This is a genomic window from Sinomonas sp. P47F7, assembly GCF_049332655.1.
Taxonomy (GTDB): domain Bacteria; phylum Actinomycetota; class Actinomycetes; order Actinomycetales; family Micrococcaceae; genus Sinomonas.
In genome coordinates this window covers 4,342,844-4,362,291 of sequence record NZ_CP186327.1, presented here as the reverse complement: position 1 = coordinate 4,362,291, position 19,448 = coordinate 4,342,844, and the positions used below count along the sequence as shown (strand labels likewise).

The 19,448-nt window shown below is 66.7% G+C and carries 17 protein-coding genes and 3 rRNA genes; 9 read left to right on the top strand and 11 right to left on the bottom strand.

The window, feature by feature from the left end; translation table 11 throughout:
* Nucleotides 1-25: 25 nt before the first annotated feature.
* Nucleotides 26-256, bottom strand: a complete 231-nt coding sequence (locus tag ACOKR1_RS20420; protein ID WP_422934705.1) for a heavy-metal-associated domain-containing protein — start codon at nt 254-256, stop codon at nt 26-28.
* A gap of 70 nt (nt 257-326) precedes the next feature.
* Nucleotides 327-668, bottom strand: a complete 342-nt coding sequence (locus tag ACOKR1_RS20415; protein WP_422934704.1) for a metal-sensitive transcriptional regulator — start codon at nt 666-668, stop codon at nt 327-329.
* A gap of 511 nt (nt 669-1,179) precedes the next feature.
* Here ACOKR1_RS20415 and ACOKR1_RS20410 point away from each other — a divergent pair.
* The 5 genes from ACOKR1_RS20410 to ACOKR1_RS20390 all read left to right on the top strand — a co-directional run bounded on the left by ACOKR1_RS20410 (nt 1,180) and on the right by ACOKR1_RS20390 (nt 8,395).
* Nucleotides 1,180-2,706, top strand: a 16S ribosomal RNA gene (locus ACOKR1_RS20410).
* 527 nt (nt 2,707-3,233) lie between these two features.
* Nucleotides 3,234-6,352, top strand: a 23S ribosomal RNA gene (locus tag ACOKR1_RS20405).
* A gap of 221 nt (nt 6,353-6,573) precedes the next feature.
* Nucleotides 6,574-6,690 (top strand): 5S ribosomal RNA (rrf, locus tag ACOKR1_RS20400).
* Together the 16S, 23S and 5S rRNA genes form the textbook arrangement of a ribosomal RNA operon.
* A 295-nt stretch (nt 6,691-6,985) precedes the next feature.
* Complete coding sequence (locus tag ACOKR1_RS20395; protein ID WP_422934703.1) at nt 6,986-8,107, top strand: WD40/YVTN/BNR-like repeat-containing protein; 1,122 nt, start codon at nt 6,986-6,988, stop codon at nt 8,105-8,107.
* Nucleotides 8,108-8,110: 3 nt separating this feature from the next.
* Nucleotides 8,111-8,395, top strand: a complete 285-nt coding sequence (locus ACOKR1_RS20390; RefSeq protein WP_422934702.1) for a MoaD/ThiS family protein — start codon at nt 8,111-8,113, stop codon at nt 8,393-8,395.
* 38 nt (nt 8,396-8,433) lie between these two features.
* On the opposite strand, the gene ACOKR1_RS20385 is transcribed toward ACOKR1_RS20390, so the two are convergent.
* Nucleotides 8,434-8,676, bottom strand: coding sequence for a hypothetical protein (locus tag ACOKR1_RS20385; RefSeq protein WP_422934701.1), 243 nt, complete (start codon nt 8,674-8,676; stop codon nt 8,434-8,436).
* Between the two features lie 334 nt (nt 8,677-9,010).
* On the opposite strand from ACOKR1_RS20385, the gene ACOKR1_RS20380 reads away from it, so the two are divergent.
* The 3 genes from ACOKR1_RS20380 to ACOKR1_RS20370 all read left to right on the top strand — a co-directional run bounded on the left by ACOKR1_RS20380 (nt 9,011) and on the right by ACOKR1_RS20370 (nt 11,050).
* Nucleotides 9,011-9,199, top strand: a complete 189-nt coding sequence (locus tag ACOKR1_RS20380; RefSeq protein WP_415856183.1) for a YegP family protein — start codon at nt 9,011-9,013, stop codon at nt 9,197-9,199.
* Nucleotides 9,200-9,281: 82 nt separating this feature from the next.
* On the top strand, nt 9,282-10,499 hold the full coding sequence (locus ACOKR1_RS20375) for a transcriptional regulator (RefSeq protein ID WP_422934700.1): 1,218 nt from the start codon (nt 9,282-9,284) through the stop codon (nt 10,497-10,499).
* A gap of 116 nt (nt 10,500-10,615) precedes the next feature.
* Nucleotides 10,616-11,050 (top strand): VOC family protein, encoded by a 435-nt coding sequence (locus ACOKR1_RS20370; protein WP_422934699.1) that lies wholly within the window; start codon nt 10,616-10,618, stop codon nt 11,048-11,050.
* A gap of 88 nt (nt 11,051-11,138) precedes the next feature.
* Here ACOKR1_RS20370 and ACOKR1_RS20365 read toward each other — a convergent pair whose 3' ends face one another.
* Genes ACOKR1_RS20365 through ACOKR1_RS20355 form a run of 3 tightly spaced genes read right to left on the bottom strand, consistent with a single transcriptional unit; the run spans nt 11,139 to nt 13,037 of the window.
* A complete protein-coding gene (locus ACOKR1_RS20365; protein ID WP_422934698.1) occupies nt 11,139-11,576 on the bottom strand; it encodes a hypothetical protein in 438 nt (145 codons plus the stop codon).
* Nucleotides 11,569-12,555 carry a hypothetical protein gene (locus tag ACOKR1_RS20360; RefSeq protein ID WP_422934697.1) on the bottom strand — a complete coding sequence of 329 codons (987 nt, stop codon included), beginning with the start codon at nt 12,553-12,555 and terminating at the stop codon, nt 11,569-11,571. Before ACOKR1_RS20360 ends, ACOKR1_RS20365 begins: the two co-directional genes overlap by 8 nt.
* A complete protein-coding gene (locus ACOKR1_RS20355; RefSeq protein WP_422934696.1) occupies nt 12,552-13,037 on the bottom strand; it encodes a hypothetical protein in 486 nt (161 codons plus the stop codon). The genes ACOKR1_RS20360 and ACOKR1_RS20355 overlap by 4 nt, the downstream gene beginning before the upstream one ends.
* A gap of 222 nt (nt 13,038-13,259) precedes the next feature.
* On the opposite strand from ACOKR1_RS20355, the gene ACOKR1_RS20350 reads away from it, so the two are divergent.
* Entirely contained in the window at nt 13,260-14,081 is an 822-nt protein-coding gene (locus ACOKR1_RS20350) for a hypothetical protein (RefSeq protein WP_422934695.1), read from the top strand.
* A gap of 29 nt (nt 14,082-14,110) precedes the next feature.
* Here ACOKR1_RS20350 and ACOKR1_RS20345 read toward each other — a convergent pair whose 3' ends face one another.
* The 5 genes from ACOKR1_RS20345 to ACOKR1_RS20325 all read right to left on the bottom strand — a co-directional run bounded on the left by ACOKR1_RS20345 (nt 14,111) and on the right by ACOKR1_RS20325 (nt 19,232).
* The gene (locus ACOKR1_RS20345) at nt 14,111-14,479 is read right to left on the bottom strand and encodes a flagellar assembly protein FliW (RefSeq protein ID WP_422934694.1); all 369 of its coding nucleotides are present in this window, start codon (nt 14,477-14,479) and stop codon (nt 14,111-14,113) included.
* Nucleotides 14,476-15,360, bottom strand: a complete 885-nt coding sequence (gene flgL, locus ACOKR1_RS20340; RefSeq protein ID WP_422934693.1) for a flagellar hook-associated protein FlgL — start codon at nt 15,358-15,360, stop codon at nt 14,476-14,478. Before flgL ends, ACOKR1_RS20345 begins: the two co-directional genes overlap by 4 nt.
* A 1-nt stretch (nt 15,361) precedes the next feature.
* Nucleotides 15,362-16,816 (bottom strand): flagellar hook-associated protein FlgK, encoded by a 1,455-nt coding sequence (flgK, locus tag ACOKR1_RS20335; RefSeq protein WP_422934692.1) that lies wholly within the window; start codon nt 16,814-16,816, stop codon nt 15,362-15,364.
* Between the two features lie 11 nt (nt 16,817-16,827).
* On the bottom strand, nt 16,828-17,310 hold the full coding sequence (locus ACOKR1_RS20330; RefSeq protein ID WP_422934691.1) for a flagellar protein FlgN: 483 nt from the start codon (nt 17,308-17,310) through the stop codon (nt 16,828-16,830).
* Between the two features lie 188 nt (nt 17,311-17,498).
* Nucleotides 17,499-19,232: a DUF222 domain-containing protein gene (locus ACOKR1_RS20325; protein WP_422934690.1), complete on the bottom strand. Its 1,734-nt coding sequence runs from the start codon at nt 19,230-19,232 to the stop codon at nt 17,499-17,501.
* Between the last annotated feature and the right edge of the window lie 216 nt (nt 19,233-19,448).

The window sequence follows — 19,448 nt, the reverse complement described above, 5'->3', positions numbered from 1 at the left end:
TCTCGGCGGGAGCGGGTCTTGGGAGCTACGCGTTGTTGTCGATGACGAGGTAGCCGGCTTCGGCGACCGCCTCGCTGATGGCCTCGTGCTTGAGCTTGCGGCTCGACGCGATCATGACCTGGGACGTGCCGCCAGCGTTCAACTCGACGGAGACGGTTTCGACGCCCTCCAGGGCTTCGAGCTCTTCCGTGACGGACGCAACGCAGTGGCCGCAGGTCATGCCGTCCACGTGAACGGTCGTAGTGAAGTGGGTCATCTCGGCTCCTTCGTGAGGGGTGTTCGTGGTGGGACGGATGGATTCATGGGTTGGGTCGGCGGGGCTGGGCTTAGCGGAGGAGGCGCCCGATCGCATCGGAGGCCTCCTTGACCTTCGACTCGATCTCCTCCGAGCGGCGGTCGGGATCCGGTTCGCTCGCGGCTCCCACCACGCAGTGTCCGATGTGCTCCTCGAGCAGACCGAGGCTCACGGCGTGGAGGGCCTTCGTCACCGCGGAGACCTGCGTGAGGATGTCGATGCAGTACTTGTCGTCTTCGACCATGCGCGCAATTCCGCGCACCTGGCCCTCGATGCGCTTGAGTCTGCGGAGATAGGCGGCCTTGTTCGAGGTGTAGCCGTGGACGGGCGCGTCCGCGCTCGCCGCGTCCACGAGGGCTTCGGTTGCTTCCACCCCCTGAAGCTATACCCGGTAGGGGTATGCGTCAAGTACCCCCTGGGGGTATATGCTGTGGCGGAAGCCACACAGTTCTGATTTGCCGCGCCCCGGCCGGGCCGGTAATGTATTCCGAGTCGCCACGGGGAGCGCGGACAGCGCGAGACCGGGCGGCCAAACACCTTCGAACTAGCCAGAACGGCAGCCATGCTGCGTGCTCTGCGGTGGTTGGAAGACGGACCATTGTCCGGCCAATAAAGCCCGAAAGGGAATTTGAAGCCGCGATGATGATCTGGTAAGTTTGAACTTCGTTCCGCAGGGGCGATGCCGGAGGTTTTCGGTTATTCCTGTTGGGCCTGTTGTTTGAGAACTCAATAGCGTGCCATGTTTGGATTTGATGCCATTTTTTTGATGGCTGTTTGCCTGGTCCTGGGTGCTTTCTCGTGTGCTTGGGGCTGGGTTTCGGCTTGGATCGGATTGCTGGGGGTGGGGTTTTCCGCCTTTTCTCCTGGTGTTTCTGTTTTTGTTTTTGACGGAGAGTTTGATCCTGGCTCAGGATGAACGCTGGCGGCGTGCTTAACACATGCAAGTCGGACGATGATGTGCCTTCGGGTGCGGATTAGTGGCGAACGGGTGAGTAACACGTGAGCAATCTGCCCTTGACTCTGGGATAAGCCTGGGAAGCTGGGTCTAATACCGGATAGTACCCTCTGCCGCATGGTGGGGGGTGGAAAGCCTTGTGCGGTCTTGGATGGGCTCGCGGCCTATCAGCTTGTTGGTGGGGTGATGGCCTACCAAGGCGACGACGGGTAGCCGGCCTGAGAGGGTGACCGGCCACACTGGGACTGAGACACGGCCCAGACTCCTACGGGAGGCAGCAGTGGGGAATATTGCACAATGGGCGCAAGCCTGATGCAGCGACGCCGCGTGGGGGATGACGGCCTTCGGGTTGTAAACCCCTTTCGGCAGGGGACAAGCCGTTTCGGCGGTGAGGGTACCTGCGGAAGAAGCGCCGGCTAACTACGTGCCAGCAGCCGCGGTAATACGTAGGGCGCGAGCGTTATCCGGAATTATTGGGCGTAAAGAGCTCGTAGGCGGTTTGTCGCGTCTGCTGTGAAAGCCCGGGGCTCAACCCCGGGTCTGCAGTGGGTACGGGCAGGCTGGAGTGCAGTAGGGGAGACTGGAATTCCTGGTGTAGCGGTGAAATGCGCAGATATCAGGAGGAACACCGATGGCGAAGGCAGGTCTCTGGGCTGTAACTGACGCTGAGGAGCGAAAGCGTGGGGAGCGAACAGGATTAGATACCCTGGTAGTCCACGCCGTAAACGTTGGGCACTAGGTGTGGGGGGCATTCCACGTCCTCCGCGCCGCAGCTAACGCATTAAGTGCCCCGCCTGGGGAGTACGGCCGCAAGGCTAAAACTCAAAGGAATTGACGGGGGCCCGCACAAGCGGCGGAGCATGCGGATTAATTCGATGCAACGCGAAGAACCTTACCAAGGCTTGACATGGGCCGGACAGGCGCAGAGATGCGTCCTCCCTTCGGGGCCGGTCCACAGGTGGTGCATGGTTGTCGTCAGCTCGTGTCGTGAGATGTTGGGTTAAGTCCCGCAACGAGCGCAACCCTCGTTCCATGTTGCCAGCACGTGATGGTGGGGACTCATGGGAGACTGCCGGGGTCAACTCGGAGGAAGGTGGGGACGACGTCAAATCATCATGCCCCTTATGCCTTGGGCTTCACGCATGCTACAATGGCCGGTACAAAGGGTTGCGATGCTGTGAGGCTGAGCCAATCCCAGAAAGCCGGTCTCAGTTCGGATTGGGGTCTGCAACTCGACCCCATGAAGTCGGAGTCGCTAGTAATCGCAGATCAGCAACGCTGCGGTGAATACGTTCCCGGGCCTTGTACACACCGCCCGTCAAGTCACGAAAGTCGGCAACACCCGAAGCCGGTGGCCCAACCCTTGTGGGGGGAGCCGTCGAAGGTGGGGCTGGCGATTGGGACTAAGTCGTAACAAGGTAGCCGTACCGGAAGGTGCGGCTGGATCACCTCCTTTCTAAGGAGCCCCTCCCCGTGCACGGTGCCCGTTGTGGGTGCCGGTTGGCGTGGGGCAGGTGAGAGCCCGTTTCGCAGGCGGATGTCCTGCGGCGGGTGCTCGTGGGTGGAACATCATCTCCTGGTGGCCTGGCCGTGGTGGCCCTGTGCTGCGCGAGTACGCGCCCCTGCTTCGGCGGGGGTGCTGGAATGCGTGTGCGGGGGTGCCGGGCCGGGCCGGCCGTGTCCCTTCGAGGGCGTGCGTGCCCGGGTGGGTCCCCCTGTTGTGGGGGGCCGTGTCCCGGGGGTGTGCGCGGGGGTGCGGTTGCGTGGTGCGCTGTTGGGTCCTGGGACAGCAGTCCCTGGCTGGTCCCGTCCCCTGGCGGTCCCGTTCCCTTGTGGGCGGGGTGCTGCGGGGGGCAGGGGTTTGTTGTTTGAGAACTGTATAGTGGACGCGAGCATCTACAGGGGGAGGCCTTTCGGGCTTTTTCCTGTGTGCAATTTTTTCTTGGTTTTTTTCCTTGATTTGTTGCGCCCCCGTGTGTGGGGGTGTGAGGTTTTCAAGGGCGTACGGTGGATGCCTTGGCATCGGGAGCCGATGAAGGACGTGGGAATCTGCGATAAGCCTGGGGGAGTCGATAACCGGACTGTGAGCCCAGGGTGTCCGAATGGGGAAACCCTGCCGCATGTCATGTGCGGTGACCTGCCGCTGAACGCATAGGCGGTGTGGGGGGAACGCGGGGAAGTGAAACATCTCAGTACCCGCAGGAAGAGAAAACAACAGTGATTCCGTCAGTAGTGGCGAGCGAACGCGGACGAGGGCCAAACTGTGCGCGTGTGATACCCGGCAGGGGTTGCGCGTATGGGGTTGTGGGGTCCTGCTTGGTGCGTCTGCCGGCGTGCCGGGGTGTGTGTGGGTATAGGCGAACGGTCTTGAACGGCCGGCCGGAGTGGGTGTGAGTCCCGTAGCCTTCAATGCCTCTCACGTGCCCTTGCGGGTGTCCCCGAGTAGCACGGGGCCCGAGGAATCCCGTGTGAATCTGTCAGGACCACCTGATAAGCCTGAATACTACCCGATGACCGATAGCGGACTAGTACCGTGAGGGAAAGGTGAAAAGTACCCCGGGAGGGGAGTGAAACAGTACCTGAAACCGTGCGCCTACAATCCGTCAGAGCCTCCTTGTTGGGGTGATGGCGTGCCTTTTGAAGAATGAGCCTGCGAGTTAGTGCCGTGTCGCGAGGTTAACCCGTGTGGGGGAGCCGCAGCGAAAGCGAGTCTGAACAGGGCGTTCAGTGGCGCGGTCTAGACCCGAAGCGGGGTGATCTACCCATGGCCAGGTTGAAGCGACGGTAAGACGTCGTGGAGGACCGAACCCACTTCAGTTGAAAATGGAGGGGATGAGCTGTGGGTAGGGGTGAAAGGCCAATCAAACCCCGTGATAGCTGGTTCTCCCCGAAATGCATTTAGGTGCAGCGTTGCGTGTTCCTTGCCGGAGGTAGAGCTACTGGATGGCCGATGGGCCCTACCAGGTTACTGACGTCAGCCAAACTCCGAATGCCGGCAAGATACAGCGCAGCAGTGAGACCGCGGGGGATAAGCTCCGTGGTCGAGAGGGAAACAGCCCAGACCGCCGGTTAAGGCCCCCAAGCGTGTGCTAAGTGGGAAAGGATGTGGAGTCGCAGAGACAACCAGGAGGTTGGCTTAGAAGCAGCCACCCTTGAAAGAGTGCGTAATAGCTCACTGGTCAAGTGATTCCGCGCCGACAATGTAGCGGGGCTCAAGCACACCGCCGAAGCCGCGGCAGTCCCATGTGTCCCTAGCCTTCGTGGTTCAGGGGTGGGGCTGGGTAGGGGAGCGTCGTGCGGGCTGTGAAGCTCCCGGGTGACCGAGGGGTGGAGGCCGCACGAGTGAGAATGCAGGCATGAGTAGCGAAAGACGGGTGGGAAACCCGTCCGCCGGATGATCAAGGGTTCCAGGGTCAAGCTAATCTGCCCTGGGTGAGTCGGGACCTAAGGCGAGGCCGACAGGCGTAGTCGATGGACAACGGGCCGATATTCCCGTACCGGCGAAGGACCGCCCATGCCGGACGGCCGATACTAACCAACGGATCCCCTGCCGGGGCCCTTCGGGGCGCGGGCGGGGGTGAGCGTGGGACCTGAGGCCGCGAGGCAAGCGCATTAACAGGTGTGACGCAGGAAGGCAGCCCGGCCAGGCGATGGTTGACCTGGTCCAAGGATGCAGGGCGGGCCGCAGGGAAATCCGCGGCCTTTTGTGCCCGAGGTCCGACGGGACCCCCGCGAGGGGGGATCGGGTGATCCTATGCTGCCTAGAAAAGCATCGGCGCGAGGTCCTAGCCGCCCGTACCCCAAACCGACACAGGTGATCAGGTAGAGAATACCGAGGCGATCGAGAGAATCGCGGTCAAGGAACTCGGCAAAATGCCCCCGTAACTTCGGGAGAAGGGGGACCCCGGCCCTGAACAGGACACGCGCCTGGGAGGGGGGAGGGGTCGCAGAGACCAGGGGGAAGCGACTGTTTACTAAAAACACAGGTCCGTGCGAAGTCGCAAGACGATGTATACGGACTGACTCCTGCCCGGTGCTGGAAGGTCAAGAGGACCCGTCAGCCTCACGGCGAAGCGGAGAATTCAAGCCCCAGTAAACGGCGGTGGTAACTATAACCATCCTAAGGTAGCGAAATTCCTTGTCGGGTAAGTTCCGACCTGCACGAATGGAGTAACGACTTCCCCGCTGTCTCGACCGCGAACTCGGCGAAATTGCACTACGAGTAAAGATGCTCGTTACGCGCAGCAGGACGGAAAGACCCCGAGACCTTCACTACAGTTTGGTATTGGTGTCCGGAGCGGCTTGTGTAGGATAGGTGGGAGACTGTGAGGCCGGCACGCCAGTGCCGGCGGAGTCGTCGTTGAAATACCACTCTGGTCGCTTTGGGCATCTCAACCTCGGCCCGTGATCCGGGCCAGGGACAGTGCCTGACGGGTAGTTTAACTGGGGCGGTTGCCTCCCAAAGAGTAACGGAGGCGCCCAAAGGTCCCCTCAGCCTGGTCGGCAACCAGGTGGCGAGTGCAAGTGCACAAGGGGGCTTGACTGCGAGAGAGGCATCTCGAGCAGGGACGAAAGTCGGGACTAGTGATCCGGCGGCACCTCGTGGAAGGGCCGTCGCTCAACGGATAAAAGGTACCTCGGGGATAACAGGCTGATCTTGCCCAAGAGTCCATATCGACGGCATGGTTTGGCACCTCGATGTCGGCTCGTCGCATCCTGGGGCTGGAGTAGGTCCCAAGGGTTGGGCTGTTCGCCCATTAAAGCGGTACGCGAGCTGGGTTTAGAACGTCGTGAGACAGTTCGGTCCCTATCCGCTGCGCGCGCAGGAGATCTGAGAAGGGCTGTCCTCAGTACGAGAGGACCGGGACGGACGAACCTCTGGTGTGGCAGTTGTACCGCCAGGTGCACCGCTGCTTGGCTACGTTCGGATGGGATAACCGCTGAAAGCATCTAAGCGGGAAGCCCGCTTCAAGATGAGATCTCCGTACACCATTGGTGTTGAAGGCCCCCAGCAGACCACTGGGTTGATAGGCCGGACGTGGAAGCAGGGACCAACGACCTGCGAAGCCGACCGGTACTAATAGGCCGACAGCCTCACACCACCACAACAACACACGAACTGCCCGCGTCCACTCTACGGTCCCCAGACCACAAACCCCCCACCCCCCGCCCCAACCACGGGCGGGGCACCCACGGGGGCACCAGCCACCGCAACAGAACAGCACCACCGCAACAGAACCGCAGCACCGCAACAGAACAGCACGCAACACCGCAACCCCGACACTTCCCCACCCCCACCACAGGGGGCGCGCGGAGAACAGGTTACGGCGGCCATAGCGTGGGGGAAACGCCCGGACCCATCCCGAACCCGGAAGCTAAGCCCCACAGCGCCGATGGTACTGCACCCGCCAGGGTGTGGGAGAGTAGGACACCGCCGGACAACACCACCACCCGAGGGCCCCACACCGACGTGGGGCCCTCAGGCCTTTAACGGCCAGACACAGCCCCACCCGAGACCCCACCCGAGACCCCACCCGAGACGCAAGAAGCCCCGGAGCGACGATTGGGGGGTGCGCGCTCCGGGGCGGTCTTGCGAGCCGCTCTCTCGGTCTCTAGACGTTCAGCCTAGACAAGGCCAGCCCGTTTGACCAGCACTCCGGGTCAAGAATTCGGGAGTGGGCTCCCGCCGGGGCAAACCCTTGTCTTGTTGGCGAATGACATGCTCGGATAGGCAGATGGACACCCCTGCTTATCTCTTGGCCATTGGCACGAAGAAGGGCCTCTGGCTGGCGCTCAGCCACGACCGCCGCACATGGCAGCTCTCGGAGCCACATTTCCTGATGCAGGAGATCCCTGCGATCGGCATCGACACGCGCGGCGGGCGCAACCGGCTCCTCGTCGGAGTGCGGTCTGAGCACTTTGGGCCAACCGTCGTGCATTCCGACGATCTCGGTGCGACCTGGGTCGAGCCGGACCGGGCCTCGATCGCTTTCGCGGAAGGCGACGGCGCCGCCGTCGAACGTATTTGGCAGATCTTGCCGGACGCTGAAAGTCGCCCCGGTGTCGTGTGGGCCGGCGTTCAGCCGATCTCGGTCTGGAAGTCCACGGATGGTGGCGTGACGTTCACGCTCAACCGCGCCCTCTGGGAACACCCGGACAAGAGCGACTGGGGCGCGGGCTTCGGGGGCGCCGCGGCCCACTCGATTGTGCCGGATCCGCGCGACGAGCAGCTCGTGCACATCGCGATGAGCACGGGCGGGGTCTACAGGACGCGCGACGGCGGCGAGAGCTGGCAGCGCTCGAGCAGGGGCATCTCGGCGTACTTCCTCCCGGATCCCGAGCCCGAGGTAGGTCAGTGCGTCCACAAGATCGCGGCCGACTCGGACGGCCGCCTGTACGCCCAGAACCATCGCGGCGTGTTCCGGAGCGACAATCAGGGCGAGCAATGGGTTTCGATTGCGGACGGCCTGCCGGCGGACTTCGGCTTCGTGATGCTGACTCATCCCCGTCGGAGCGGGACGGCGTGGGTCGTCCCGCTCGTCTCCGACTATGAGCGCATCGCGCCGGAGGGGCACCTCGCGGTCCATCGCACGGACGACGCCGGCGAGACGTGGCAGCGTTTCGACGACGGCCTCCCGGCCCGCGACTACAACGTGGTGCTGCGTGATGCTGCGTGCGTCGACGCCGGCGACCCTGCGGGCGTGTACTTCGGCACGCGCGGCGGATCGGTGTATGCGAGCCCCGACGAGGGCGAATCGTTCGTCGAGGTGGCCTCGCGCCTCCCGGACGTCCTGTGCGTCCGGGCCGTGGTGCTCAACGGCGCGTTCCCAGAAGCGGAACAGACGACGGCGAGCTGAGCTATGGCGCAGAGCGTGACCGTGGTCTTGCCACAGATTCTTGCGGACGTCGCCGGCGGGCGCACGGAGCTCGTCCTTGCGGACGTCGACTCCGTGCGCGCGGCCCTCGACAGCATGGCCGGCCCGTATCCGATTCTTGCTCGAAGACTTCGTGACGAGACGGGCCGGCTCAGGCGCTACGTGAACGTGTACGTGGGCGGTGAGGATGTTCGGCGTGGCGATGGGCTGGATACTGTGCTTGCCGACGGACAGGAGATCCTGGTGATTCAGTCCGTCGCGGGCGGTTAGATCGGGCAGGTAGGTCAGGCGGTGGGTCGGGCGGTCAGTCAGGCGACGAGGTCGCGCCCCCTGAACGTGATGTCCGCCTGGACCTGCCAGAGGGAGAAGTCTTCCTCTTGGATGGCGCGGCGGTAGTGGGTGTCCTCGTCGCGGATCCAGACGAGGCCGATGCCTGGCGCTGTATCGTAGACGGTCCCCCGGAGGACAGTGACTCCGCTGCGGGCTTCGATGAGGTCCCCGCGGCGGAGTTCGCTGAGCTTCCGGATGCGGCGGTGGGTCTCGCTGGTCATCAGGTGCTCCTTACGCGTCAGTGGTGTTCCGACCCCATCCAGTCTTCTGGACCGTTGTTACCGACCGGTTTCTGTGCGATGAGGGGCCCGTAAGGTCTTCAGGACGGCACCGTTTCCGCCCGCCAGCGGTGTAATGCAGCTCACGTGGCCGGGGATCCGTGGGCGGCCCACGCGTTAAGGGCATGTTAAATCCCGTGTCACAACACGAAAATTTGTCTCCCAAATGCAAAGAACTCGTTGGTAGGGCTGTCGCCCCTTCGCAGGGCACGATACGGTCACAAATGAGCCGCCAAGTCTGGGGCTCGCAACTCTCGGTCTGGCAAAGGGGCGTGCCGTGGCAGCAAGATTTGAAGTTCTCAAGGACGAAGCGCGGCTCTACCGAGTCCAGCTCCGCTCGGCCGAGGGCATTGTCGTGGCGATCGCGCAGGGGCTGCAGTCCCTCGACGCGGTCAAGCACGTCATCGCGTCGGTCCGCGAGAGCGCGGCGATGGGGCTCGTGGTGGACCTGACGCAGCCCATCTGACGCAACGTCGGTGCAACGTTCGGCGGGGTCTCCTCCGGACGGCGCGCGTACACTGTGAGGCACGGCACACATAAGGGAGTGGGTGGACGTGCGGACGGAGCAGCTGGCGCGCGCTGAGCACGAGGCCCCGCGGAGGGTTGTCGAGGATTCGTGGAGGCGCTCTTTCCGGGCCCACCCGCGCCGCGAAGATGCGGCCGTCTCCAGTGTTCTCGCGGAGGACGAGCTCAGGAGCTATCGCGAGGCCCACATCCTTGCGCCGGTCATGCCGCTCATCTCGGAGCTGCTCGTGAGGGCCGCTGCCGAGGCCGGAACTGTCGTCGCGGTGGGCGACGCGGGCGGACGGCTCCTGTGGATCGACGGCGACGCGAGCGTGCGCCGCCGGGCGGAGCGCATGGCTTTTCTCGAGGGCGCCGATTGGTCCGAAAGCAGTATCGGCACGAGTGCGCCGGGGACCGCCCTCGCGACGGGTGGTGCCGTCCAGATCGCCGGGCGCGAACACTTCAGCCCGCTCGTCGAAGACTTCTCGTGTACCGCGGTTCCCATCCGGGATCCGTACTCCGGCGAGCCGGTCGGCGTCGTCGACCTCACGGGCGGCGACCAGGCGGTCGCGGGCTACGCTCTGCCGCTCGTGCGGGCGGCGGTGGCTGCCGCCGAGGAGCGGCTGCGCACTCTCGCCGCGGCCGCGCGCACAAGGCGCCGCCCGTCGTCGTGCGTGTCTCCCGCCGTGCTTTCGGTGACGGGCCGCGATCAGGGCGTGCTCCGCTGCGGGGACAGGACGCTCAGCCTCTCGGTGCGCCACTCCGAGATCCTCGTGCTCCTCGCCGGGAACCCCCGCGGCCTCTCCGCCGAGGAGCTGGCCGACCGGCTCTACGATCAACCTGTGCCAGCCGTGACGCTGCGCGCGGAGCTCGTGCGGCTGCGCCGCGTGCTCGACGGGTTCGGCGCCGGGGTGGTGCTCGCCTCGCGGCCATACCGGGTCGAGGGGCTCGAGGTCGACTCGATGCACGCCCTCGCCCAGCTTGAGCGCGGCTCGCATCGGCTCGCACTCAATTCCTACGGTGGCCAGATCCTGCCGCGCTCCGAGGCGCCGGCCATCACGGAGCTGCGCGACGAGCTCTCCGCGACCCTTCGGGAAGCGGTCGTGGGGAGCGCGGGCGTCGACGTGCTCATGAGCTATCTGCAGCTCCCCGAGGCCGCGGACGACGCCGAAGCCTGGCAGACGGCGCTCCGTCTCCTTCCGCCTCGGTCGCCACGGCGAGCGGCCGTTGTGGCGCACCTCGAGCGGCTCCTCGGCGTCTGATCGGGGTCCGTGCGAACCGCGCGCTGCGGCCTCTGGAATATTGTCGGTGCCCGACCGTAGGCTCCAAGAGTCGGAGGTTCACCGACCCTGGCAAACCGGCTACGAGGAGATGCGCCATGCCCACGATCCTGAATCCCTACATCAGCTTCAAGGACAACGCCCGCGAGGCTATGACGTTCTATCAGACGGTGCTCGGCGGCAAGCTCGACGTCTCGACGTTCGACGATTTCCACGCCGCGCAGGACCCGTCCGAGGGTCCGCTCGTGATGCACTCGCAGCTCAACACCCCGAACGGGCTCACGCTCATGGCATCGGACACCCCGTCCCGCATGGACTACACGCCCGGGACCAACTTCTCGATCTCGCTGAGCGGCGAGGACGAGGCGGAGCTGCGCGGCTACTGGGACAGGCTCACGGACGGCGCGACCGTCACGATGCCGCTCGAGAAGGCCATGTGGGGCGACACGTTCGGCATGCTCGTGGACAAGTTCGGCGTCGCGTGGCTCGTCAACATCAACGGCGGGGCGGCCGAGGGCGCGCCGCAGGCCTGATCTGGCTCTGCCCGATTAGCCCTGCCTGATCCGGCGCTGCCCGATCCGGCGCTGCCCGATCTAGTGCGACGAGGCGCTCACCGAGCGGTCAGTGGACTTCCCGCTGCTTGGTGAGCGTCTCGTCGATGATGTTCCGGATCTCGAGGAGCGTCTCGGGGGAGAGATCGCTCGTGAGGGAACGGGCCGCAAAGCTCTTGACCTCGGCCTCGCGCATGGCGCGCAGGAGGTCGAGTTGCGCGGCCACCCGGTTCGGCGTCTCCGCGTCTGCCTCGGTGAGGAAGCCTGCCGGAACGCCGAAGAAGTCTGCGAGGGCGCCGAGCAGGTCCGTATCTGGGGTCATGGGGCCGGTTCCCGCGCGCATGTAGTGCCAGCGCTGGCGCGAGATGTGGAGACCGCGGTCCTCGACGGCCTTCTTGATGTCGGGGAACGTGTAGCGGTCACCCCTCTCCGCCTCGATGACATCGAGGAGCGTGTTGAGGCGCTCGGCCAGAATCTCCTCGGGTCTCCGGGGTTCAACATCAGGCATAGAGGGTTCCCTCCGACTTCTCGACCAGCTTGGATTCTGAGGCGTTCAGCAGCGTCCCGCCGGCGGCGAGGTTGCTGTCCAGGATTTCTACCAGGGTGCGATGCAGCCGTGCCCTGGGGTCTTTGCTGAGCACTCCCTTGAGAGGCACGGACACCGAGTCTATGACGACGCTTGCGTTGGCCGTGCGGCTCCAGAGGCGGTGCAGGCGCAGCAAGTGGTACCGCTCGGAGACTTGCCACGCGGCGACTCGCCCCGACATGGCGGGGAGCATGAGGCCGAAGGCGAGGAACAGGCCGGCGATTCCGGTGAGCGTCTCGAAAGCGTTCTGCAGGAGCGGCTCGTAGTCGAGACCGACGAACGTGAGCACCACGACCTGACGCAGGATCTTGGCGGTGAGGCCCACGACGGCCAGCCCGCAGCCCACCGCGACCGAGCCGAAGCCCGACCGGAACAGGCCCGAGGCCATCTGCGGGAGGTACCGCACGCACACGGCGGCGATCTCGATCGAGACGACGATCATGTACAGGCACAGCGTCGCCATGAACACGAAGACGCCCGCGTCGCTCTGCGCACCCGGGTCGATCGGTGATTGCTCGGGGCTCGGCGAGATGGAGACGGCCCCAACGAGTGCCGCGCAGCCGAAGGCCACGCAATAGGCGGTGATGGCCGCCGTCGTCTGCAGGAGGCCGCGCCGCAGCACGGGTTCCTGGTCCTGGGGGGCAACCACGGCCTTGACGATGGCGGAGCGGAAGAGGCCCAAGGCCAGCATGCTCAGGGCGCCGGCCACGAGCGTCGAGGATCCGGGGCCGCCGAGCGCCGCGTCGAAGGTGGGGGCGACGGATGGGTAGTTGATCGTCGTCGCGATGGCCGCGGGGAGGGCCACGAAGAACATGAGGTCGCCGCGGTGACGTAGGCATGGACCCAGGCGGGACAGCACGAGGAGCCACAGCGCGATGAGCGAGGCGAGGACCGGCGTCATCCGAACACGCCCCTGAAGTTTCCGGGCTCGACGCGGCCGGCGCGCCGCGTGCGGGCCAAGGCCCCGGCGAAGAGATCGGCGAGCGACTCGGCCACGATCTCCGGTTCGGACTGGCGCTTGCAGCGCGCGAGGCAGCGGGACACCATGGCCGGATTGAGGTCTGGGAGGAGGGACGCGAGGTGATCCTCGCTGCCCATGAGCCGCTCGTGATTGAGGGCCATATGGGCGAACTCGTGCAGGATGATCTGCTCGCGGTGCAGGGCCGAGGCGGTCTCTGCGTGCAGGATGAGGTCCGTCGAGGGGAGAGAGAACCAGAGACCGGAGATCTGGTCGCGGCCGAGGTGCTTGACCGACCGCACCACGATTTCCTTGCCGCGATCTTCTTCGAGGAGTTGGCGCAACGAGTCGAGGGTGAGCTCGATGGGAACGTCGAGGGCACGGAAAGCGGCGGCCGCCTGCTGGCGCAGTTCGTCCATGTCCATGCCGCGCTCCTGACGATAGTTCGAGCGGACTCCCCGCATAGAATAGCAGGCCTTTGACGTGTCCATCCGGGTGGTAGACGCGCGCGTGCGGTGTCGTGCGCGCGGCACCGATACCAGCCTCTCGGATACAGGAATAGACAGGCCCCCCGACCGCTCAGTAAGGTTCTCCCGTGTCGGTTTTTTGGCCGGCACTCTTTCGGCTGCATCCCCCTAGGCTGACCAGTGATCAAACGGTTATGGCAGTTCCCCGCTGTCATCGGAGGTACCGCCCTGCTGACTTTTTGCGGGGTAAGCGCCCTCCAGGCGAGCATCAACGCGCCGCTCCATGCTTTCGGCGCGGTCGTCGAGGCTGCCCGCGCGAGCGCCTCCGCGAGTCTTTCGCCGACCCTTGTGGCTGCCGCGCCCATTCAGAAAGCCGGGGGCTCGGACGCCCAGGCGACCCCGGGCATGCCGCAGGTTCAAGCGGCGGCCGCTGCGCCGACGTCGCCCGTGCCAGGGGCGGCGCCCGCACCGGCCCCCGCGCCGGAGCCGGCGCCGGTCGCGGCACCGGCCCGAAACGATCAGGGCGCACAGAACCAGGGTGCGCAGAATCACGGCGCGCATGACCAGGGCGCGCATGACCAGGGCGCGCAGAACCAGGACGCGCAGAATCAGGGCGCGCAGAACCAGGGATCGCAGTCTCAGGGTTCGCAGTCGGGCGACCAAGGCCAGGGCGCGGGATGGCCCTCAGAGGGGAACAGCCAGGGGCAGCAGGGAGAACAGGGGAACGGCAACGCTTGGGGAGTCGCGGGGCAGGCGGTGAGCGTCCCGGCGGGATCGGGTTCGACCGGGGGAGCCGGTCAGGCCTCCGGGCAGCAGGGCCGCGCGGCGGGCCAGACGAGCACGGCGGGGAGCCAAGGCGGGAACTCGCAGGGTCAGCTCTCGACCGAGTTGAACCATTGGCTCGGCCTGCTTGATCCGAGCCTCGCCTCGAAGGGAAGCCAAGGCGGTTCGTCGACCAGCAAGTCGAGTGCGAGCCAGCAGAACTCGCAGGGCAATAACTAGCCGTCTAACAACAATTGGCCGCCTATCTGCTAGGCAGAGAGCGACGCCCGCAGCGGCCAGCCCTGGCCGTCGAGGATGGCTTGGGCACTCTGGCCCGTCGACTCGTTGACCAGGACCGGAGCCATGAGGTTCACGGTGGTCCCGTTGCCGCCCGGCGTCGCGACGACAAGGACGCGCGCGTCCTGCGCCGAGCCGAGGCCGATCTCGCGGCAGGGTGCCGCGATCTCAGGCGTGTACTGCGGGAGGTAGACGGACGCGTCGAGCACGAAGAGCCGGACTTCGGGCGCCTCGGCGGGACGGAGGCTGAAGAGTCCCACGGCGCCGTCGACCGCATCGAGCGTGTAGTCGGTGTAGGGCGCGAGTCCCGGAAGCGGCTCGGCGAACGTGAGCGCGCTCATTTGAGGAAGTCCGTGAGGCTCGGCTGGAGGACCTTCGCGGTGACCGCGAGGGCGGCCTGATAGGCCGTCTGCTGGAGCTGGAGGTCCATCGCGGCCTTCCCGAGATCCATGTCTTCTATGCCTGAACGCTGGACCTCGAGCGAAGTCTGCGCCGCCGCGGTGCTCTGGCCGGCCCGCTGGAGCCGCGCGAGCCGGCTGCCGATGTCCGCGCGTCCGCTCATGACCGCCTTCATCCCGTTGTCGAGTGCCGTGATCTGCGCTGAGGGGTCCAGCCCGCTGCGCAGATCTGACGAAATGCCGTCCAGCACAGTGAACACCGAAGCTGTCCCGGACCCGAAGACCGCCGCGCCATCCGCATCGACCTGGACGGTCTGGTCGGGCCCGATGCGTCGCTGAACCGTGTTGCCGGGCGCGCCGTTGAACGTGGGCGGCGCGCCGTCGGTGAACGCATCGGCCGCGTCCGACGTGCCGGCAAAGACGTTGCGGCCCAGGTAGCGCGTGTTCGCCGCCGAGAGAAGGTCTTTGCGGAGTGAGTCCACCTGCTGGGCGAGGGCGTTCTTGGCGTCCTGGTTGAGCGAGCCGTTGCTGCCCTGGATCGCGAGATCGCGGGCCTGGCGGAGGAGGCCGGTCGCGGTGCCGAGCGTCGAATCGAGCGTCGTGAGCCAGCCCGTGCCGTCGTTGATATTGCGTTGGTACTGGCTGGTCGCGGCGATCTGGGCCCTAACGCGGAGCGCGTCGCCGGTTCCGACCGGATCGTCTGACGGTCGCGTGATGCGTGCGCCGGAGCTCGCGGTGTCCTGGGCCGCGGCGAGGCGCGCCTGCCGTGCGCCGAGGCTGCGCTGCGCAGACATCGTCATGGTCTGGTCAGTCACGCGGAGCATGTCAGAGTCCTACCGTTCCGGTGTGGTTGATGAGGGTTTCGAGGGCCTGGTCGATCGCGTTCATGACTCGCGCGGCCGCCTGATACGCGTGCTGTGCCGCGAGGAGGTTCGTGTTCTCCTCGTCGAGGCTCACCGACGCGCCGGACGCTTGGGCCTGCTTGGCGTTCGCCGCGGCGCCGTCCGTGAGGCTTTCCTGCTGCTGGGCGGTCTTCGACGCGCTCCCCGTGGCGCTCACAAACGCCGCCCACTGGCTGTCGGGCGAGGCCGGCCGCACTCCGAGCTGCGCGATCGCGTCCGCGGTCGAGCCGTCGAGGGTGCCCGCTCCCGCCGCTCGGGCGGCGATGCCGCTCGCGTCCTTCGGGACGACGGACAGGCCCTGTGCGGCCGGAACCCCCGAATTGAGGGCGAAGAACGGCAGGCCTGTAGCGCCCGACGTCGTCTGGCCCGCGGCGTGGACGGCGTTGACGGCGGTCGCGACCGCCGTCGCGAGCGCGTTGTACTGCGCTGCGGCCTCGGCGATGGCACCGCCGGTGCCCTGCGCGCCCGCGGGTTGCACCCCCGAACCCTGCCCGCCCGCGGGGGCGAGCACGGAGAGCGCGCCGGCGATCGTGCCGCCGTCGAGCCCTACCGCGACGTTCGGCCGGTCCGCCCACACGAGGCCCGGCGCGGGCGAGGCGGTGTCCGCCATCGTCGCCGAGCCGGCGAGCTCCACGGCGCGGGCGGAGTCGCCGCTCACGAGCGCGTTGCCGCCGAGGTAGACGGTCGCCGTCCCGTCGGGCTCGTCGCGCACGGTGCCGCCCGCGAGAGACGCGATCGTCTGTGTGAGCCGGATCCGGGCGTCGGTGAGCTCATTCGCGGATCCACCCGCCGCGAGGGCGGAGCGGATGCTCTTGTTGAGGGCGGCGACCTGGCGCGCCGCGCTGTTGAGGGTCCCGACCATGCCCTGCGCGTCGGAGCGTGTGGCCGACCACTGATCGCTGAGCGCCGCGTAACCGCCCGCGATTTTCGCAGCGAGCTGGCTCGCGCTCTGGAGGAGGGCGGCCGCCGGAGCCGCCTCGCCGGGCTGGTTCGCGACGTCGTGCCACGCCGCCCAGAAGGACTGGAGCTGGGCGGCAACGCCGTTGCTCCCCGGTTCTTGGAGGGTCGCCTCGATCCTTTGGTAGGCCGCGGACCTTTGCGCGGCGTAACCAGCGGACGACGCCGCGCCGCGCACCGAGGCGTCGAGCAGCGCGTTGCCGAGGCGCTCGATTCGATCCACCGAGACGCCTTGGCCCACGCGCGGGCCCGTGGCCGCGAGGCCTTCCTGCGCCACCGGACCCAGAGCGGACTGATCGGTGCGCTGGCGGGTGTATCCGTCAGTGCCGACGTTGTCGATATTCTGCCCGGCCAGATCCATGGCCTGCCGGGCGGCGGAGAGTCCGCGATAGGCCGTGTTGAGCGCTCCGAAGGTGCTCACGTACCCCTCCCTCAGAGGTCCCGGTCGAAGAGGCGCCCGCCGTCGAGGCGTGCAGCGCGTCCGCGGGAATCGTAGGTCTTGGCGCTGGACTGCGTCTCGGCGAGCGTCTCCTGGGTGGAACGCGAAGCGGCGCGCAGGAACTGTGCGTTCGCGTCGCGCAGCTGGCGGATGAGGGCCGCCTGCTCCGACATGGCCTTGAGATGTGCCGAGAGGATCTCCGCCCACGGCCCGTCCGGGGCGGCGGCAGCGAGCTCCCTCAACGTCGACTCTTCCGGGAGCCCCCATTCATGGGCGACGGCGGCCGCCGTCACCGCGCGCGCAAGCCCCGCGGAGGACAGGCGCTCAAGCACCTGCTCGACCTCACGCGTCGCGTGGGAGAGCCAGCGCGTCTTGCCGGCGGTCAGGAGCAGTTGCTCCTCCTCCAGCTTGAAAGTCAGCAGATCCAGCAACTCGCGCTCGTGCCAGAGCTGGGCCGACAAGTCGTGGATCGCCATTCCTTGGCCAACTCCTCATCCATGAGGCCAACAGGGTCGGACGAGACGCGGTGCGCGCCTTGTGACCTGAACTATCGGCACGCGGGGCTGGCTGATTAGCGCGGCTGATTAGCGCGGGTGATTGGCGGGGGTGATTGGCGCGGCTGGGCAGGGTGGGCGGATTGGTGCCGGCCGATTGGCGCGGCAGATCAGAACGGCGGGGGTTGGGGGCCGGGCGGTGGGGTGTTTGGAGGATCGGGCGGCGCGGTACTCAGGGGGCCCGGCGGCGGGGTGTCTTGCGGATAGGGCGGTGGGAGGTCTTGGGGAAGAGCGAGGGGGCGGATGGGTTGCAACTCGTCGTTGGGTTCGGTGGTGTGGGTGCGGCCGAGGGGCGAGCGCCAGCTGAGGTGGCCGTGGCCGGAATCGCCGCTGTCGCTGTCGCTGCCGTTGCCGGTGCCGGTGTGGGTGTTGGTGTGCACGTGGGTGTAGGTCCACGCACCGATGGACTTGAGGGCGTGGTGTTTGCGGCATAGGAGGGCCAAGTTCTCTGGATTGGTGCCGCCGCCGTGTTGCCATTCGATGGTGTGGTCAGGTTCGCATCCGCGAACTGGGTGGGTGCAGCCCGGGAAGGCACAGCCCCCATCGCGATGGGCGAGGTAGCGGCGCAGGGCTTGGGGCGGGCGATACGCGGTGCGCCCGACTCCGAGCGCCTGGCCGGTGAGGGGATCGGTGAAGAGCCGGAACCAGGTGGGGGCGAGGGCGGCGAGGCGCCGCGCTGTGGCCGCGTCGATAGGCCCGTAGCCTTCCAGCTCGGCCGAGGCGAGCATCCCGGCGGCGTTGGCGGTGCCTGCGGTGCCTGCGGTGCCCGCGGTGCCTGCGGTGCCCGCGGTGCCTGCGGTGCCGTCGGCGTCCGAGGTGCCATCGGCGCCGAGGGCAAGCTCGATGGGGATAGTGACGACGACCTCGGGGCGGAACGGAAGCGTTCCGGTTCCCTCGCCCGAGTGCGCGTCCGGGCCGGCGCCCTGGCCGTCGCCCGGGGCTCCGGGACTGCCGAGGAAACGCTCGACGAGGGCGTCGGCCCGCAGCTCGTTAAGCGTGCGCTCCTCCGCGGCCCGGGCGACGGCGGGAGACACCACTGAGGGGCCCGATGCGGAGCCTAACGCTGCGGGGTAGGGCAGCGCGGTGGCCTGAGATTTCGCGGCTCGGGCGGCTCGGTCCAGGCCCGCGTAGATGGCGAGGCCAGCCTCGGCGGGCAGGTGGGCGGTGAGGGTGCACATCCCATCTGGGTCGGGTGCGAACCAGACCCCGCGCTCGCGGCGGGCGGCTTTCGTTCGGGTTTCGAGGGGCTCGGGGTGCATCTTCTCGCGGAGCTTGCGTAGGCACGCGCGGAGCTCGCTCGGGGTTCGGCGCCGACCGGTGCGGGTCGAGAGGCGTTGGAGGGCGGCACGTGAGAACTTCTCCGCACACTCGGCAGGGACAGTGCGCGAGGCATCGAGGATGACCCGCAGATGAGCGGGGGAGACCTGGCCGCCTTCGAGGGCTTCGAGGACCTCCCACTGGGATCCGCCCAGGGCTGCGAGGTCGGCGGCGTCGTGGAGCATGCACGCCGCCGTGTTCTCGGAGACAGCGCACGCCGTGGCGACCTCGGCGACGGCCAAGGCATGGGTCTCTTCGCCCCCGAGCCGCTCGGGCTGCTCCTCTCGACGGCCGTGCCATTCCTCGCCGATCGCCTGCTCGACGCGAGCCAAGGCGCGCAGCTTCATGGCGGTGGCCCAGCCGATGAGCCGGTCAGCGGCCTCGGCCATCTCGAGCGCCCCAGAGGCGGTCAGGTACGAGGCCAGAGGCAGGGTCACGGTTCCGTTCAGGAGCGAGTCCTCCTGATCGGTGAACCAGGCGTCGAGGATCCACTCGTCGGGCTCCGCCGCGAATCGCTTCTGCTCCATGCCTTGCTCCCCCTTTCAAGACACCTCCAGCCTATGGAGACCCACCGACAAAATAAGCTCGCCGCCCGACGGGCCCCCGTCTCGCGACCGGCGCTTCGGGCCCGGACCGCAATCCCTCGTATCCCCTCTTCTCAGTGGTCAGGCCGATCGTCTCAGTGGTGCTCCCCGTCCGTAGCATCTGTGTCTATTTGGGGGACGTTCCGGGGGAGGCGTTTG

What these genes read in the sequence shown, in the direction of transcription:
- ACOKR1_RS20330 (WP_422934691.1), bottom strand. Translation starts at nt 17,310, where the DNA reads ATGGCGATCCACGACTTGTCGGCCCAGCTCTGGCACGAGCGCGAGTTG.
- ACOKR1_RS20420 (WP_422934705.1), bottom strand. Translation starts at nt 256, where the DNA reads ATGACCCACTTCACTACGACCGTTCACGTGGACGGCATGACCTGCGGC.
- ACOKR1_RS20395 (WP_422934703.1), top strand. Translation starts at nt 6,986, where the DNA reads ATGGACACCCCTGCTTATCTCTTGGCCATTGGCACGAAGAAGGGCCTC.
- ACOKR1_RS20355 (WP_422934696.1), bottom strand. Translation starts at nt 13,037, where the DNA reads ATGGACATGGACGAACTGCGCCAGCAGGCGGCCGCCGCTTTCCGTGCC.
- ACOKR1_RS20345 (WP_422934694.1), bottom strand. Translation starts at nt 14,479, where the DNA reads ATGAGCGCGCTCACGTTCGCCGAGCCGCTTCCGGGACTCGCGCCCTAC.
- ACOKR1_RS20385 (WP_422934701.1), bottom strand. Translation starts at nt 8,676, where the DNA reads ATGACCAGCGAGACCCACCGCCGCATCCGGAAGCTCAGCGAACTCCGC.
- flgL (WP_422934693.1), bottom strand. Translation starts at nt 15,360, where the DNA reads ATGCTCCGCGTGACTGACCAGACCATGACGATGTCTGCGCAGCGCAGC.
- ACOKR1_RS20365 (WP_422934698.1), bottom strand. Translation starts at nt 11,576, where the DNA reads ATGCCTGATGTTGAACCCCGGAGACCCGAGGAGATTCTGGCCGAGCGC.
- ACOKR1_RS20390 (WP_422934702.1), top strand. Translation starts at nt 8,111, where the DNA reads ATGGCGCAGAGCGTGACCGTGGTCTTGCCACAGATTCTTGCGGACGTC.
- ACOKR1_RS20325 (WP_422934690.1), bottom strand. Translation starts at nt 19,232, where the DNA reads ATGGAGCAGAAGCGATTCGCGGCGGAGCCCGACGAGTGGATCCTCGAC.
- ACOKR1_RS20370 (WP_422934699.1), top strand. Translation starts at nt 10,616, where the DNA reads ATGCCCACGATCCTGAATCCCTACATCAGCTTCAAGGACAACGCCCGC.
- ACOKR1_RS20360 (WP_422934697.1), bottom strand. Translation starts at nt 12,555, where the DNA reads ATGACGCCGGTCCTCGCCTCGCTCATCGCGCTGTGGCTCCTCGTGCTG.